The 17,315-nt window shown below is 57.9% G+C and carries 11 protein-coding genes; 7 read left to right on the forward strand and 4 right to left on the reverse strand.

Translation table 11 applies throughout. The annotated features are described in order from the left end of the window. The 3 genes from BN77_RS30400 to BN77_RS30410 form a co-directional block, all read right to left on the reverse strand. On the reverse strand, positions 1 to 952 hold a 952-nt coding region (locus BN77_RS30400; RefSeq protein WP_040679116.1), incomplete at its 3' end, for an SMEK domain-containing protein. 53 nt (positions 953 to 1,005) lie between these two features. After that, the gene (locus tag BN77_RS30405; RefSeq protein WP_244426296.1) at positions 1,006 to 1,977 is read right to left on the reverse strand and encodes a hypothetical protein; all 972 of its coding nucleotides are present in this window, start codon (positions 1,975 to 1,977) and stop codon (positions 1,006 to 1,008) included. A 121-nt stretch (positions 1,978 to 2,098) separates the two neighbouring features. Further along, the gene (locus tag BN77_RS30410) at positions 2,099 to 3,124 is read right to left on the reverse strand and encodes a hypothetical protein (protein WP_007539553.1); all 1,026 of its coding nucleotides are present in this window, start codon (positions 3,122 to 3,124) and stop codon (positions 2,099 to 2,101) included. A 109-nt stretch (positions 3,125 to 3,233) separates the two neighbouring features. Between BN77_RS30410 and BN77_RS30415 the strand changes: the two genes are divergently transcribed. The 6 genes from BN77_RS30415 to BN77_RS30440 all read left to right on the forward strand — a co-directional run bounded on the left by BN77_RS30415 (position 3,234) and on the right by BN77_RS30440 (position 13,976). Next, a complete protein-coding gene (locus tag BN77_RS30415; RefSeq protein WP_007539555.1) occupies positions 3,234 to 5,024 on the forward strand; it encodes an ATP-dependent nuclease in 1,791 nt (596 codons plus the stop codon). Then, positions 5,014 to 6,795: an ATP-dependent helicase gene (locus tag BN77_RS30420; RefSeq protein ID WP_007539556.1), complete on the forward strand. Its 1,782-nt coding sequence runs from the start codon at positions 5,014 to 5,016 to the stop codon at positions 6,793 to 6,795. The genes BN77_RS30415 and BN77_RS30420 overlap by 11 nt, the downstream gene beginning before the upstream one ends. A gap of 363 nt (positions 6,796 to 7,158) precedes the next feature. Further along, entirely contained in the window at positions 7,159 to 9,642 is a 2,484-nt protein-coding gene (locus BN77_RS30425) for a DEAD/DEAH box helicase (RefSeq protein WP_007539558.1), read from the forward strand. Between the two features lie 598 nt (positions 9,643 to 10,240). After that, entirely contained in the window at positions 10,241 to 11,527 is a 1,287-nt protein-coding gene (locus BN77_RS30430) for an ABC-three component system protein (protein WP_244426297.1), read from the forward strand. Between the two features lie 2 nt (positions 11,528 to 11,529). After that, positions 11,530 to 12,039 (forward strand): three component ABC system middle component, encoded by a 510-nt coding sequence (locus BN77_RS30435; protein WP_007539562.1) that lies wholly within the window; start codon positions 11,530 to 11,532, stop codon positions 12,037 to 12,039. After that, positions 12,036 to 13,976, forward strand: coding sequence for a DUF3732 domain-containing protein (locus BN77_RS30440; protein WP_007539565.1), 1,941 nt, complete (start codon positions 12,036 to 12,038; stop codon positions 13,974 to 13,976). The genes BN77_RS30435 and BN77_RS30440 overlap by 4 nt, the downstream gene beginning before the upstream one ends. A 607-nt stretch (positions 13,977 to 14,583) precedes the next feature. Here BN77_RS30440 and BN77_RS30445 read toward each other — a convergent pair. Further along, entirely contained in the window at positions 14,584 to 15,723 is a 1,140-nt protein-coding gene (locus BN77_RS30445) for an RHE_PE00001 family protein (RefSeq protein ID WP_007539567.1), read from the reverse strand. A gap of 530 nt (positions 15,724 to 16,253) precedes the next feature. Between BN77_RS30445 and BN77_RS30450 the strand changes: the two genes are divergently transcribed. Next, positions 16,254 to 17,171, forward strand: a complete 918-nt coding sequence (locus BN77_RS30450; RefSeq protein WP_007539569.1) for a recombinase family protein — start codon at positions 16,254 to 16,256, stop codon at positions 17,169 to 17,171. Positions 17,172 to 17,315 lie beyond the last annotated feature (144 nt).

Genomic DNA, 17,315 nt, shown 5'->3' on the forward strand with positions numbered 1-17,315 from the left:
GTTCGTCCGCATATTCAATGATCGAAATGCCGGTATTGAACTTGTCGCCCGGAAAAAGGATCAGCCAGTAGTGGAGCCCACGGGGTTCATCCGGCTCATCCAGCGTAATGAGCCGCGCCTCCTCCAGCAGGGCGAGATCGCCATCGAGGTCATCGCCGCTATAGATTCTGCGCAGTTTCTGATCGCTGATCCGGTAATGATCGCCGCTCGATAGCTTCTCGTCCCGACGTTCGACAAGAAATCGAAAAACCTCGCGCGTAAGGCGCGGGAGCGTGGCAAGCTTGCCGCTGAGAAGCCTGATGACCTTCTCGGCTTCTGCTTGGTCAACCTGATCGTCCTTTGCCGCAATCTTTGAAGCGTCGGTGAGCTGCGGCCTGGGCTGACGTTCGATGAGGTGGTCGATGTTGGTCGGATACCGTCCCTGCTCATCAGCCACCTCGAGCTCGATGCGAACCCTGCGGGTTTCGCTGGATACGTATCTTGCCAGGTCAGTGAGCGTATCAATTGGCAGCGATATCAGGCGGGCGCAGATGTCGTCGAAATCCCAGACCATATCGGCAGTGAACTTGAACGTGGCGAAAGGCTCGCCCTCGAACGTGTAGGAGCCCTGCTTCTTACCGATCACCAGGATGCGGATCTGCTGGTACTTGGCCCGTTGATTGGCATCGATCTTGTCCAGCGTGTCTTTGACCTTTGCGCCCTTCTTGTCGCCGGTGACCTGAAATGCCCAGCCACTGCCCGGGTCGCCGAGGTCGAGGCCCGGGTTGTTGGAGCGCTCCGCATTGAGGTTTACCAGGGCCAGGCCGAGCACACGATTGAGCACCTCCTTGGCGAAGTCCTCGACGTGGACGTGGAGGTCAAAGAGATGCAGCTGCGCGCGCTGCTGAGCCTGCGCTGCAATGCCGGCCAGATCATCGACGATCTGGCCAATGAGATGGCCGCGTGTGAGCAACTTATCGTAACCTATTGAAACTGATTGATGATGTTTTGCCGGATCTGGCGTCTCTAGAATGGCAGGTCACCGTCATCCGGGGGCGTGGCTGTAGGCACCGCTGCGGTTGGCAATGGCAGGTTCGTGACAACATACAGATTCAGGAGATCGTCGCGATCCATGAACAGAATCTGGCTGCGTTTCGAGGCATCGAGCTTGTTTCCAAGCCAGTTTCGCGCGGCCTTCGTGATTTCGCCGCCTGCTACGATGAAGGCATGATCGACCAGGACGCGCTTGCCGATCTCGGGATCAAAAACCTCATGCCCGAGCATCATCGTGACCTGGTTCAGGATCTCGGCGACGTTGGCCGTCTGGGCCTTGCTGACGCCGGCAGCATCAAGCTTCCCCTTCTTCACCTGCATGCCAAAATAGAGGACGTGCTGCGTCGGCAGCGTGTACTTCATCCACACGTCCTTGCCGTATTCCAGTTGCTTGTCCCGGTGCCCCGCCGCGGTGATCCTGTGAAAACCAAGCTGACGGAACAGCGGCAGCAGAACGTCTTCGATGAGCGCATCTTCCGAGACGCTTTCGAGATATGCGGTCAACTGCTCTCGGCGCTTGAGCTCTGTCGCCGAGAATGGGCGATGGGGATTGGGCCCTGCCGTCGCAATCGTGTTGGTCGCGACGTGGCGCAGATAGCATTGACGGTCCTCGGCGTAGAAGACCTCGAAGCCCTCCCGCGCCAGCGCGCCGTTGAGCATCTCCAACGCATTTGGCCGATCAGAATCCTCGTTCTTGGCATCCGATTGGTCCATCAGGGTTTTGATGACACGTCCGAACGTCTCCGGAGGAACGCTTGGCCCCGGATGCGGCTCGGTAAGAATTTGCTTAAGTGTTTCGGCCACCCAATAGTTGCGGGTCGACCCGTCGTGGCGATAGTCCGTATCGCAGTCGTAGAAAAACTCGGTGAGATAGGTGCTTGAACGATAACGGAAATAGCTATCCTTGTCTTCGAAATTTCCGCAGATCATATCTGCGATCTGCATTAATGTTCTTTGCTTGAACTGCATTCCCAAACAACCCGCCCGAATTTTCTTCATATTGTTATGCGCGGTGGACGTCCTCCACAAGGTGCATTGCCGCAAGCGAGCCGCGGTCCTCAGCCGCTCAACCGCCCAATTGATGCTTCAGCTGCTCCTCGATCTGGCGTGCGCGGGTCTCCAGATAAGGAAGTTCGAAGGTCCGGCGCGGCGCGTCGGCGAAATGATCGATCATGGCGTCCGTTTCGCGCCAGTATGGGTCCGTGTCCATTTCAGGGAACGGAGAAAGCGTCATGAAGGCGGAATAGAGCCCTATGCTTGATCGGTGGTCGGGAGAATAGCAGAACGTGCTGGCGAAATTCGCCATGCCTCGATCCTGGGTCACGATCCAGACATCGCTTTCAAGAGACGTACGGTAATGAAGTACCTGTACGCTGCGAAGCAAAACGGTGTCGAGAACCTGATTGAGGACCACCGACTGGAGCCTGGGCAGCGTGCTTGCTGATTTGGTGAAATTCTCGCGAATGTCACGGCAGAACTTCGACCAGGCGCCGGCGGGCACGCGCGATCGATCGAAATAGACGAACTGTGCGATCCGTGCCTCCAGCGGGAGAAATTGCCCACTGAGGCGATAGCTGTCGTTGAGATAGGCTAAAAGCATAGTTTGCGGCTCGCCGAGGGCCTTGCGCCCTACCCGCAACAAGAGCTGCGCGATATAGAAGCCGATGAGATATTCCCGTTTGGCTTCAGGTAGCGCCCAGAAGGATCGCGGCGCGTCGTCCGCCTGACCAACCGACCATGACAGCTCTGGTGTCCAGGTCGCATCAGGAGTGTTGCGATATGCGGGAGATAGTGAAGACACAAAATGCTTGAACGCCTCCCAATTGCCGAGGAGCTTTTGCGGGTCCATCTCGCGATAGGCGAAGCCGGGATTTAAAATGAGTCCCGGAAGAGCGAGCTCCTGTCGAAGCTCCGGCAGATCATGCATCTCAGCTGACGATGGATTGCCGAATATCTCGCTGATTCGAGCGAGGATGTTGAGATCGAAGCAGACGTTCGTCATTCGGCCGCCTTCCCAGTTCGACCGCACGTTGCTATGGAAATCCCCGTTGTCATCGGGATAGCGAACCGGCTTCAAAAAATAGTTTGCCAAATGAATTCTCCAGCATGCAAAAGATAGACGTCATTGAATAGTTCAGGCGCAATAATCTTTTGTTATCAAATATTGGCCGTTGGATATTGAGGCTCGGGCAAAAACGGAAATGCGGCTCAGTAAACTAAGCATCAGGAATTTCAGAAACTTCAAATTCGTCGATATCCCGCTGCACGGCAATATCGTGCTGCTTGGGGAAAATCGCGTCGGAAAGACCAATCTTCTGTTTGCGATCCGCCTGATCCTGGACCCGGCACTTCCGGATGCAGCGCGGCAACTGCGGCTGTCGGATTTCTGGGACGGATGCCCGGCCGACTTCAGCCAACCGATCGAGGTCCATCTCGATATAGCTGATTTCGCGGGCGACCCGGCCCTCGTTGCGCTCCTGACAGATTTTCGCGTTGCTCACGACCCGAGCATTGCGAGGCTCAGCTACGTCTTTCGAAAGAAGGCCGAGGTTACCGGCCCAGCGCAGTCCAGCGAGGATTGCGAATTTCTGGTGTATGGCGGGGGTGTCGAGACTCGCACCGTTCCGGGCAAAGTCCGTCGGCGCATAGCGATCGATGTCCTGGATGCCTTGCGGGACGCCGAGGGGCAGCTCGCTACTTGGCGGACGTCGCCGATCCGGCATCTTCTTGAGGAAGCGGTCGCTGGCATCAGCCGCGCCGATCTCGATGTCGTTGCGGCGGAACTCGACAAAGCTACAAAGAGCCTCGAGGCATTTCCCACGATCAAGGCGCTCGAGGATGAACTCCGCGCCGGTATCCTTCACCTTTCAGGCAAGGCGCATGATGTCGATGCGCGACTTCGATTTGCTCCGTCCGACCCGTTGCGGCTCTTTCGGGCGATCGCGATGTTCATCGACGGCGGCAAGCGCGGAATTGCCGAAGCTAGCCTCGGTTCAGCCAACGTCGCGTTACTGGCGCTGAAGCTTGCAGAGTTTGCCTGGCGCAGGCGAAAGAACGAGCGAAACTTCTCGCTGCTCTGTATCGAGGAGCCGGAGGCCCATCTGCATCCGCAATTGCAGCGATCCGTTTTCAAGAAGCTGCTGAACGAGGCCAGCGCGGCCCAAACCATGGTCGTCACGAGCCATTCGCCCACCCTCGCGGCCGTGACACCATTGCGATCGATCATTCAGCTACGAACGCGGGACCGCGCCACGCAGGCCTACTCGCTCGCCAATCTTCCGGTGACGCCGGAGGAACTGGATGATCTGGAAAACTACCTTGATGCGACGCGGGCGGAAATGCTGTTCGCCCGCGGCGTCATTCATGTCGAGGGGGATGCCGAGGAAGCGCTTGTCCCGGTGTTCGCCGCATCGCTCGGATTTAATCTGGACGACCTCGGCATCACGGTCTGCAACGTGGCGGGTACGAATTTCGGCCCCTATGTCAAACTCACAGAGGCGCTCGGGGTCCCCTGGTCGGTGATCACCGACTGGGATCCGCTGGACGGCTCGAAGCCCCCTAAGCCCCCGCTGGGCCGGAAGAGGGTCATCGACCTCTGGCAGGACATACTGGCGGTGCGAGGAAACGCACCAATGACGGCAGAGGCACGCGCTACGTGGGAAGCGAAGCCCTATGCAGATCTCGCGTCGACAGCTGCAGGATCAGGGATCTTCCTGAACGAGCAGACGTTCGAGGTGTCGGTCGCCAACACGCCGGGGCTTCTCACCCCCCTCCTCGATATCCTCAGTGAGCAGGGCTTCGGCTCAATTCGGACGAAGCGTATTGCCAATTGGCGCTCGGGCAACCCCGTCGATCCGGCGCAACTGCTTGCGATGGTCGCCGATATCGGAAAAGGGCGATTGAGCTCGCGATTGGCAAAGAAATCCGCTGGTCTGGCGCCGCCGCCATACATCGAAAACGCAATTCGGAACGTGGTCGGCCGTGTCCAGTAGCCAGGTCCTCCTTCAGGCAATCGAGGAGCTCAGAGCCAATCCGGAGCAATCGAAGGCCGTTCTGGAGACCGGACATTGCGTCGTCCTCGCTGGTCCTGGAAGCGGGAAGACCAAGACCCTGACGACTGCGATGGCGCGGACGCTCTCGGAAGATGTCGTCGATCCGCGTGGTGTCGCCTGCATCACCTACAACAATGAATGTGCCATTGAGCTTGAGACGCGGCTTGCCAAGCTGGGCATCGCGCCCGGCGATCGGGCGTTCATCGGGACGGTTCACAGCTTCGCGCTAAGCCAGGTTATCGCGCCTTACGCTCGCTGCGTCTCGATTGGCCTTCCCGCGGAGCTGAAAATAGCGACGAAGGCACAGGCTCGGGCAGCGGTGGAGGCCGCGTACGAGTCAGCCATAAAGGGGGGCGAGAATCCCCATGACCGCTGGGGTTTCGCATCCGAGAAGCGAAAGCGAGATGTTGACCGGACACGGCCCGAGTGGTTGGGCCGCAACCCGGAACTCGTGACCTTCATCGAACACTATGAGAGGGAACTTCGTGGCCAGGGATTGATCGATTTCGACGACATGCCGCTCCTCGCCTACCGCATGATCAAGGAAAATACCTGGATCCGGGAGGCAATCTGGGCCCGTTTTCCGGTGCTGTTTGTTGATGAGTACCAGGATCTCGGGCATGCCCTGCATGAGCTAGTGCTCCTGCTTTGCTTTGGCGGCGGGATTCGGCTTTTTGCGGTTGGCGACGCGGATCAGTCGATCTACACGTTCGCCGGCGCTAATCCGGCACTTCTCGAAAGCCTAACACAGCGACCGGACGTTGAGACCATCAAGCTGCGATTCAACTACCGATCGGGCGGAATGCTCATCAAGGCCTCGCTGGGTGCACTCGGCGAGGAGAGAGACTATCGGGAAGTGGCTGGAGCGCCCGAAGGAGAAATCTCCTTCTGGGGGGCTCCGATGGGGCTCGATACTCAGGCCGACATGATCGCGACAAGCGTCATCCCGCATCTTATCTCAAAGGGGACAGCTCATGGCGAGATTGCCGTGCTCTACCGAGCTGCCTGGCTCGGGGACAAGGTTGCGGAAGCTCTGAAACAGGCAGGTATTCCCTTCGTCCGCACGGATACGAAGGCGCTGGTGCGTAGAAGCTCACGGCTGGCGCGGTTTATCGAAGATTGCGCCAGGTGGGCGACCGGGGGGTGGCATGATGCCGATCCGCCCTTCTCTCGCCTCCTGTCCCAGGCATCGGCGCTGATGTTTGGTAGCCACGTGAGCGAAGCCGAACAGGACGCTTTATCGCGGCAGCTCATTCTGTTCCTTGAAAGCTCTATCGGCTCGCCGGCGACCACGCACACGTGGCTTCAGCGGTTCGATCGCGAACTTATCACTCCCTGGCGAGCACTTGCACGCAATACAGAGCAAGAGTGGGAGATCTGCGCCGAAATGATATCCGGCACAGACCCGACGAAGGATCTCGATCTTCCCCTTGCGCAGTTCGCAGGACGCGCGGATAGCGCCGGCCGCGTGACGCTGAGCACCCTACATAGCGCCAAGGGCCGCGAATTCGACGCTGTCATCATGTACGGCGTCAACAATGGCGACTTTCCCAACAAACGGGATCGCAAGACGGAGTTGGGGATGCGTGAGGCGCGTCGGTCGTTCTACGTAGGCGTCACTCGGCCACGGAAAGAACTATGCCTCGTGTTTCAGGAGCACCATCATTCGCCCTGGGTGCAAGAACTGTACGACCGGACCCAACGAGAATAGCGATACGCAGTTGCACTGGGAATGTTATATTGCGTTGGCGAACCCAAGCGGAGAGAAGGAACACGATCCCATCGCGCCTCCGATCCGATGCGGGATCAACTTCCTTGGGCAACGCATTAATGTTGGTCGAAAAAGAACCTTGGCAGCTTCGACCTTAGCATGGCTCTTGAACACACTCGCTTCCCGCAGCTTGTTAGTTAAACTAGCTTTCCTCTTCCAATACTATCCGAGTCGATCAGCGCCTTTCGACGCGCCCTAATTTGAAAACATCAGACGGACGCATCGAAACGGTCATTGGTAAATCTCAGGTTGATGAATATATGCGGCGTGGGCCACCGATTGGCGCGCTGCTGGGAGGCAAATTTGGTAAATTTTGAAGACTTGCTGGACGACGACGAAGCACCCGTCATCGACCCTCGCGACATTTTTCTGACGCTCAACCGAGACAAACGCTTTGCATTCCCCCGCGATATCCAAACGGAGGTCATGAAGGCCTGGGTCAAACTGCGTGAGCAGCGCGACACGGTCATCAAGCTCAATGTCGGCAGCGGCAAGACGCTCGTCGGGCTTCTCCTGCTGCAAAGCTCGCTCAACGAGAGTGTTGGCCCTGCGCTTTATATTTGCCCTGATCATCAATTGGTCTCGCAGGTCACCGAAGAAGCAAAAGCACTTGGACTAGAAGTGGTGGAGGATCCCCGCGACGCGGCATTCGCCGCTGGTCAGAAGATCTGCGTCACGACCGTCCACAAACTCTTCAACGGCCGATCGGTTTTCGGTGTCGAGAACGTCAAACTCAATATCGGCGCGGTTATCGTCGACGACGCCCATGCTTCGATCGCGACGATCTCCGATCAGTTCCGGATCAAGCTTCCGCACACCCACGAAGGCTACGGTAAAATTCTGAAGATCGTCTCCGGCGATCTCAAGAAGCAAAGCCATTCACGGTTCCTCTCGCTGGAGGCAAGCGATCCCCGCGCGATCATGGAAGTGCCGTTCTGGGCCTGGAAGGACAAGCAAGACAAGATCCTCAAGGTTCTGCATGAGAGCAAGGACGACGACGAGCTGATGTTCAGCTACCCGCTGCTTCACGAGATCCTTCCCTATTGCCGTTGCTTCATTGGCGGCCAGTCGCTTGAAATCGAGCCGATCTGCCCGCCCACCGATCTGCTTCGATCCTTCTCGAAGGCAAAGCGCCGGATTTACATGACGGCGACGCTCTCGGACGATACGGTGCTGATTACCCATTTCGGCGCGAACTCCAAAAAGCTTCCTGACCCGATCATTCCAGTATCCTCCCAGTTCATGGGCGAGCGGATGATCCTGATGCCGCAAGAGCTCAACCCCGACATCGAGATACCGGACATTCGCAAGATGCTTGTTAGCATCGCGAAAAAAGAAAACGTCGTGGTGATCGTTCCTTCGAAGGCTGCTTCAGAGGATTGGGCTGATGTCGCCGACCAGATATTGATCGGCGACAAGGTGACGGTCGGCATCGACAAATTGCGGGCGGGACATGTCGGCCTGACCATTCTGATCAACCGGTACGACGGCATCGATCTGCCCGGAAATTCTTGCCGCGTTCTCGCGCTTGTCGATCTTCCCGAGGTGTCCTCGTTTCGTGAGGCGTCCGACATGAACATTCTGGCGGATTCGAAGGCTGGACTTCGCCGCCAAATGCAACGCATCGAGCAAGGCATGGGGCGGGGTGTTCGCTCGAACGACGACTACTGCGTCGTCCTCCTGTGTGGAGCGAAGCTCACGAGCCGGATCAAGTCTCCGGAAGGCCGCAAGATGCTGACCGGCGCGACGCAGGCGCAACTCGAACTCTCGACGAGCTTGGCCAAACAGCTCGACGGCACGGACATGGCAGGCCTGAAAAAGGTCATCCAGCAATGCCTCGATCGCGATCCCCAATGGGTCAAGGTTGCCAAGAAAGCGCTCCTCAAGGCCAAGGTTGAACCGGGCCTCTCGCTCGACCCAGTCGGGGTCGGGATTCGCGAAGCCTTCGACCTAGCAAGGATCAACGATCACCCCGGTGCTGTTGGGGTTCTGAAGACCCTCGGGAACACCCTCGATGATGACGACGCGAAAGCATTCGCGCTCGTCAGGCAAGCGGAAATCGCTCACCATATCGATCCGGGAAATGCGCAGAAGGTACTACTGGCAGCGCACAAGCTCAACCAGCAGGTTTTGAAGCCCATCGAGGGCATTGCCTATCAGAAACTGGCGCCGGTTGCCGGCAAGCAGGCTGCCGCGGTTCAAGAGTATCACCGGAGTCGCTTCCTGGAAGCAACCGATCGGATTCTCCATTTCAAGAGTCTCGTCGAGGACTTGCAGTTTGTGCCCGACACCAACAACGAGTTCGAGGGCGCCATCATGGCCATGGGACGCTTGCTTGGCATGGGGTCGCAGCGGCCGGAGATCTCTTTCGAAAAGGGACCGGACAACCTTTTGGCCTTTTCCAATGGCGAGTTTGTCGTCATCGAATGCAAGAACGGTGCGAAGTCCGAAAAGGGAATATCTAAGGATGATCTTGGGCAGTTGGGCCAAGCGATCGACTGGTTCGAGGAGAAATATACAAAGACCGTGCCGAAACACGTGCTGATTATTCACCCGTTGAAACATGTCGGTCCGGGAGCGGCGGTGATCGAGGGCGCCCGGGTCATGACCGAAAAGCAACTTGAGAAGCTGCGCAACGCATTGCTTGATTTCGCAAAAGCTCTCGGAGACGCCAATGTCCTCAACGACGTCCAGCGCATCGGTCAGCTTCTAACGACCCACAGCTTCACGCCGACAACTTTCCTGCAGCAATATTCCGTTCCGATGAAACATAATAAGGAAGGATAGGACCGGCACGCGATCGCGCTGGGTTGCAGCGCAGCCGGTTCAATTTTGGGCGGCTGTCAACTCGTGCCACTCCAGCGTTTGAGCTCCTGTGCAGCCAAGCCGGTCTAGTCATGGTTTGACCAATTAGGGTTGATCCGAACGCTTGTCAGCGTTGTCGGACCAACGGATATTTGACCGGTGGACGCCTCGACGATCGACCTCGCGGTCGATGCTATTCAAGCAGTTCTCTGGCTGCTGGAATAATTTCCACGGCTTTTCGAGACCCAGGGCTTGCAGCTAGATCAATCTAACAGTCATATTTCAACAAGATTATTCGCGAGCTCAAGGACCGGGAATCGACCGACGGGCATCAAGACCAGAGTCTGTCGTTACTGCTTAGCCTGTCTTTCATCACCCAAAGCAGGCGGGATTAGACACGGTACCGATATGTTGGAGGGAAGGCCCCTCAATCTCGGCGAGTGCGACTTTTCTGCAATCTTACATGAAGTTACTTGATCTACCTGACTGCGGAGCACAAAAGGCTCGGCTGTCGACGTTAGACGGTCTGCACCACTGTCTTTCGCAGTGAGTGCGGACAGTTTTTCTGTGCGCTTTGTTCTTGGAACGCACAAATTACTGGCGCGAGATTGCTGTTCAAGAAAAAATGGTTAAGCTCAACCCTAGGGGGATTAGCTTGGCCACTGCATCTACGAACTTCAGCGCAGCTCCATCCGCATCAGGTTATCTTTATCAGGCTCGCTTGGCTCTAGCGCTGTGTCTGAGGCACGTGAATGCCGATGCGGGGGTAGAGGTAGGCATCGAACGGCTAGACGATGTTTCATTCGAGAGAGATGGAACACCGCTGGAGCTTCTTCAGGCCAAGCACCACATCGATCGTATCGCAAGTCTCACGGACAAAAGCGTCGACCTTTGGAAGACACTTCGCGTCTGGAGTGAGGCTACTGCGAAAGATCCGACACTTCCCGCGCGTACCCGTCTGGCTTTGGTGACAACCGGTCGTGCGCCAAGCGATAGCGCAGCTGCCATGCTCCTTCCGCCTGGCACCTACTCCGAAGGAAAAACACGCGATCCTAAGGCTGCTGCTGCGCTGCTGGTTGCCGTAGCTGAGGCGGGGAGAAATCAAGAATTGAATGCAGCTTACGCCGCTTTCATGGCTCTCAGCCCAACAATGCGTGCCTCCCTCCTGAGCTCGGTCGAAATCCTTGACAATCAACCTCTCGTCACTGATCTGGACAAGACCATCGAGAACGACTTGCGAATGCTTGCGCCTCGGGGTCAGGCAGGTGTTGCCCGCGAGCGACTGGAGGGCTGGTGGTGGCCACGCGTTTGCAAAGCACTTATGGCGAGCCCTGTGGAGTCAATCTCTGTGTTGGAGCTAGAAGCAAAGCTCGACGACATACGCGATGGCTTGAAACGGGATGCTTTGGTCGCAGACCAGGAGCATGTTGATCCCACAACGGACGAGATCGCCGACTACGAAAGGCGCGCATTTGTCCGCCAATTGAAGGCGATCGGCGTTGGTGGAAATCGAATCGAATATGCTAAGCGCGACTACTACCGCGCTTTTACCCAGAGATCCAAATGGGTTCGCGAGCATCTGGTCTTCGATGGCGAGATCGCGCGATACGAGATGACTCTCATCGAGGAATGGCAACCGCGCTTTCAGCAGATGCGCGATAGAATTGGAGATGGCGGAATGACCGATTTGGAATACCGCCAGGCTGGGCAGGAGCTGTATAGCTGGGTGGAAGCTGACGCCCGTTTCCCGTTCCGGACCGTCACTCACCGCTTTTTGACGGTGGGCTCTTATCACATTCTGGCCAACGAGCTGCGTGTCGGCTGGCACCCGGACTATGAGACGGCGTGCGCAACCGAGGAGGTCTAGCAATGGCGTCACGATGGAGCCTCGCGTGGCGCGATCGTCCCTCCGAGGAAGCAGCACTTCTCAACCCAGCATTTTGCGGCGAACTGATTGCTCGTGCCGTCAAGGATTATGAGCGAATTCGAGCTTCAGCATTTCCCCTTCCGCTTGCCTTTGTCGTTCTGCCGTTACTACTACACCCTCCCACCCTTGCAGTTCTGCCCGGCAGGGCCAATACGACTTTTGCGACCTGGTCGGCAGAAAATGAAGCGGTTATCGCCGAGCTACCGGACCGCACTTTGCGCCTCCGTCCGATCAGCCGGGAGGCTTTGCTGTTCCTTGCTCAGCACAAGGCACTCGTAGTGGGCGCCGAAGGATTGCGGACAGGGCAAAAACCGATGAAGCTCTCCGCACAAACACCAACCTCGACATCTGACGTCGACGACATCCGTCGCGCAGCTGCATTGTTGGGTCGATGGTTCGCCAATCAGGGCGCGCCGGTTCAGATTCTTCAAACCATGGGTGTGACGCCATGACATTGCAGTTGCGCGCCGTCGCAATTTATTCCCATAGCGGTGAGCGCCGCGGCGTCGACTTTGTTCTCGGTCGTCTGAACATTGTCACCGGTGCTTCAAAGACGGGAAAGTCGGCGTTACTCGATATCGTCGACTACTGTTGGGGACGGGGCGAATGTACTATCCCCGAGGGCGAAATTCGGCGCAGCGTCTCCTGGTTCTCGATCCTCCTCGATCGCGACGGCGAAGGAATCCTCATAGCGCGCAAAAATCCGGGACCAGCCGGAAAAGCCAGCGACGAAATCTTTTTCGAGCGGGGTGTTGAGGGATTTCCAGACACGCCGCAGCCCTTCGTGAAGAACATCACAGCCGATGGTTTGCGTGCCCAGCTTTCAATGGTACTGGGCATAGCTGAAAACAAGCACGTGCCGGAGCCCGGATCGACGCGGGCACCGCTGGAAGCTTCGGCTAGCCAGGCAATCTTCTTTTGCCTACAAGCCCAAGACGAGATAGCAAGTCGCCGCCTTCTTTTTCATCGGCAGGGCGAACAATTTATCCCTTCGCACATCAAGGATACTTTGCCTTACTTCGTCGGCGCGATGGGTGAGGATCACTACCTTCAACGCATGCGCTACGATGAAGCTCGGGCGCGATTGCGCAGGCTCGAGCGTGAATATGCCGAAGCTCGGTCCCTAGCAAATGAAGCATCTGGCACTGCCCAGTCACTGCTGCAGGAAGCCAAACGCGTTGGCCTTCTAGCCCCGGACGTACTGGCTGACTCTACAGCTGACCTCCGCGCCCTACTGGCAAGCGCTGCCGCACCCCGAGAGCTTGCCTACGCCCGCAACGACGATCCGGCCGCGGACCTGACCGATCTGGAGACCCGCCGGCGGCGGCTGCGTGGCGAACTGCAAGAGGTACGCGAAGAGATTGCAGACGTTCAGCGGCTTGAACGCGAGGCTTCAGAATTTCAAGTCGAGGCCAGAGAGCAACAAGCACGGCTGGCGTCAATTGGCTTGCTCGCCGACGACAGCGGCGATGCCGCGACCTGTCCCCTTTGCGACAGTCATCTGGCAACACCCATCCCGTCTGTTAGCGATGTGCGTAAATCGCTCACTGCACTTGAGGGGCAGCTGCAATCGGTGCGTCGGGACAATCCGCGCCTGCAGGCAAGGCAGGCGGACCTTGAGTCACGTCGGAACACACTCGAAGATCAGTTAAAGACCGTCCAGGCCGACATCCTCACTCGAATATCAGAAAACGAGCGACTTCGGATCGAGCAAGACCTGTTCACCGAGCAGGCTCGAACGGCCGGCCGAATTGGATATTATCTCGAAAATGCAAGAACCGTCGCCTCCGACGAGGGTATCCGGCTCGCGATCGCGAGGGCCCGAGCCGAAGTGTCCGAGCTTGAGCAACTGCTTGATCAAGAGGCGCTCGAGGAGAGGCTCACAACTGCATTGGGGATCGTCGGGCGCGACCTCACCCGGTACGCAAGATTGCTGGAACTCGAACATGGCGACAACCCTCTACGCCTCGACCGTAAGAACCTTACGGTCGTCGCCGACACTATAGACGGCCCCCTGGCATTGCCTCAAATTGGAAGTGGCGAAAACTGGGTGGGATACCATGTCGCTGCACATCTCGCGATGCACGGCTTGTTCCGTGCTCGGAATCGACCGGTCCCGGCATTCCTGATGCTCGATCAGCCGTCTCAAGCGCATTACCCACCCGAACGCGACGTTGGCGAAATCGATGGCAAGGGAGACGAAGATCAGGCGGCCGTCGGGAGGCTCTATCGACTACTCTTCGAGTATTGCGCAGAGTACTACCCTAATTTGCAAATCATCGTTATGGACCACGTCGAACTTTTGGAAGACTGGTTCCGGGACTCTACCGTCCAACGGTGGCGAGATAATATCAAACTCGTTCCCCTGAGTTGGCTTCGTTCAATCTAACTCAACTGATGGGATAGCATTGTCACCCACACAACCAGCACAGTTATCGGCGAAAGGCGGCCTCTATTATATTGAAAAGCTGCGAAAATTTGACTCATTGTGTTTGCGGCAGACGCGGAAATCGATCGCCAGATTGATAGGTACCGATTACCTCTGCTATTTTCTTCAGAAGGAACTGCTGTCAGGCGAGCAGGCCTGACCTCGACGGCCAATTTGCTGCTTCTGAACAGCTAAATGCTTTATCAAAGCAGTGTCGCAACGGCCCTGACGGGTGGTTCTGTTGCCATCTATCCCTGCCAAGGACGGCTTTGGAATCGGCGTGCTATGGTTATCTGATGAGATCGGACACAGAGGTTCGAGCGCTTGTGGCTGGACCGCGAGAAGAAGGAAGCCGACATGAAGGCTGCGCGCAAGAGGTTCACGTCGGCGGTGAACGATGTACTCGCAGAAATTTGGGGGCGGTAATGTCGATCGCTCGAAAGCAACTTTGGGCCGTGTGATCGACTTGGATTATCGCGTTCACTACAGCGAGTTGGACACTCGTCAATAATGGGTTTGCGATTGAGCCAGTGCATGCCAGACGATGAACGCAGATGGTCGGGCTCGATCACATCACACCCCACGCCCGAAACCTCCCCCTCCCCGTTATCTCTCTAAGGTCGAGATCCAAAACGATCCGCCGCGCCGCCTGCGGCGTCACCTTCAGAGTCTTGGCGACCATCCCGGCCGACACGAGCGGCTTTGCCATCACCAGTTCGACTAGCTCCGGCAATTTTGACGACGTTCGTCGACCTTCCAGCTTCTGCTCGAATAGGGTGCGGGCCAGCACCAACCGGTCATGCTCTTTCATGCCGATCTCGGCGGCCATCAAAAACCCGCGAGCGATCGCCAGCAGCCGGGTCTCGCGATCGCGATGCCGGCGCCGATCGACGGGAATAGTCTTCAGGCCGAGATTGATAGCGGCAAGATGGGCGCCTGCCGTGATGCCGGCCTGGCGCAGGATCGAGGCGACTAAAAGACGGCCGAGCCAAGGCGCGTGCTGCAGCACGGAAAGCTCATTCCAGGCATCGAGCGCGATGATCGCCTGAAGTGCCGCCGGCAAGCCCTCAGCCTGCCGTAGCACGACGCGCCATTCGTCGAACCGAGCATCTTCGTCCCAGTCGAGATCGTAGATCATCGGATCTTTCTCCGGACGGCTAGCCGTCGCACGGCTGTCGCCCGCGCGGCCGGGCCGCCTGGCGTCCTCGATCGCCGCCTCCGATCGGGCAAGCACCGCATCGATGGCTGCATAGTCGACGCCGGGCAGATCATCATCCTCCCCCTCCCCTTCCGGATCCGCCGGGACGGCGCGCCGGATGGTGCTGGTCACTTCCGCCCCGTCAGCGCCGGCGGCTGTGACCTCCGAGGTCTGGCGCAGCATGCGAACGCCGTCGACCGAGAGCGCCCAGTCTGGCGACTGAGCGGCGATGCGCCGGCGGGTGCGAAGGACGTCGCGGGCGATGGTGAGTTCGTGGGTGGGAGTGCGGATGTCGCGGGTGGCGTCATGGAGGACGAGGTCTTCGAGATGAACGAGTTCCCCGTCGATCCATAAGGACGCGCAGGCGTCGGCGAAATTTTGCCGCTCGAGGAAGCCCTGCCCGACCGGCGAACGGGCGATGCGCTCGTCGAAACGGGTGAGCGCGATACCGGCGTGGAAAGCCGGCCGCATCAGGGCTGTCATGCTGATTTTCGCGAGATCGTAAGGCATTGAAAATATGGTAAATGATTTGCTAAAGGAAATCTATCTCGACGTTTGGGTTCGCCACTGGATAAATTGCACCAGCGCATCGCTGGCCATCGATAAGTAATGTGCTTATCGGAGGTGATTGCTATCACGCCGCAAATCAGCGATGTCGGTCGCCTTGGATCGCCGGAAACGCCTAGTTTTCCGGGCTTTTCGGGCGATTTCGCCTAGGAGGACCGGACTCCTCGATGCAGCATTCGCCGGCCGCCGTCGGCGCACATGGCCCGTACCCTCTTCAGGTTTTGAGCTCCGCGCCCGTCTGCAGGCTCCTTCGCTCGAGGACCATCTCCGAAACCGCTGCTTTCCAGCATTTCCGCCACAGAAGCCCGCTGACGCGCGTTTGCCTATATGGATGTTCCATTGCTCATCCCGGGTAACGATTTGAGTCTGGCGGGCCGCTATTCAACACATAAAACACGCTTGCAACTGACCATTTTCTCACGCATTCCTTATCTGTACAAAGCATCTTTAAACCAAACTCGTAAAGGCGCGCCATGGCGAAGCCACAACCCGTCAATCCCCACCTGCGTCCTAAGCGGCTGATCGGCTACGCCCGTGTGTCGACGGACGATCAGGTCCACGATGCCCAGATCGATGAATTGAGGGCCGCCGGCTGCGATCGGATCTATCAGGAGCACGGCTCCGGTGCATCGCGCGCCCGACCAGTATTGACGCGGCTGCTCGGTGAGCTCACCACCGGCGACGTCCTAGTCGTCGTCCGGCTTGATCGGCTGGCCAGATCGGTGAGCCATCTCTTATCCGTGATCGAGGACCTCGAGGAGCGGGGCGTGCATTTCCGGTCGATACGTGACCCGATCGATACTTCGACGCCACAGGGCATGTTTTCCCTTCAGGTGCTCGGCGCGGTCGCGCAGCTCGAGCGTGCTCTGATCGCCGAACGTACCAAAGCTGGCATCAAGGCCGCGAAGGCGCGCGGCAAACTTCCTGGAAACCCGGGTCTGCGAGAAAGACGACCGCAGGCAATCAAAGCGGTCTCGCAAGCGCGGGAGAAACGCTATCTCGATGAGCTCATTGTCTCGGCGCAGACATGGCTGCCGGTGGTGCGACAACTTCGGCCGCAACATAGCTGGGACAATGTTGTGCGGGTTCTTAATCGCCGCGGTCACGACTGGACCGTCGAACGCCTCCGTCGCGCCGTTCGTCGCCTAGTCCGCGAAAAGCTCGCGGAAAACGAACTGTTGGGCCGGTCCCCTCGCCGCGCGCCGGAGGACCATCTGATGAAGCTGGTAGCAGCGATCGCCATTGCCGATCCTGATCTGTCGCTTCGCGACATTGCCGCTCAGCTGGACCAGATGGGAGAACGGCCTGCGCGAGGCGGCAAAAAATGGCAGCCCTCCTCCGTCCGGCACCTACTGAACGAGGCCCACCGGTTCGGCCTTATCCGGCGCTGAGGTCGTCGTTCATGGGCAACCATCGTGCGATTCTCTTTCCTGCCGAGGAGGGTCGACCGGCTCACAGGTTCGGCCTGTTGAAGATTCCTGTAACTGCTCTTCGACTGTCGGTGATCATCTCGTCAGCCAAACACATCTTCGACC

It is taken from the genome of Rhizobium mesoamericanum STM3625, assembly GCF_000312665.1.
In the GTDB taxonomy this organism is placed as follows: domain Bacteria; phylum Pseudomonadota; class Alphaproteobacteria; order Rhizobiales; family Rhizobiaceae; genus Rhizobium; species Rhizobium mesoamericanum.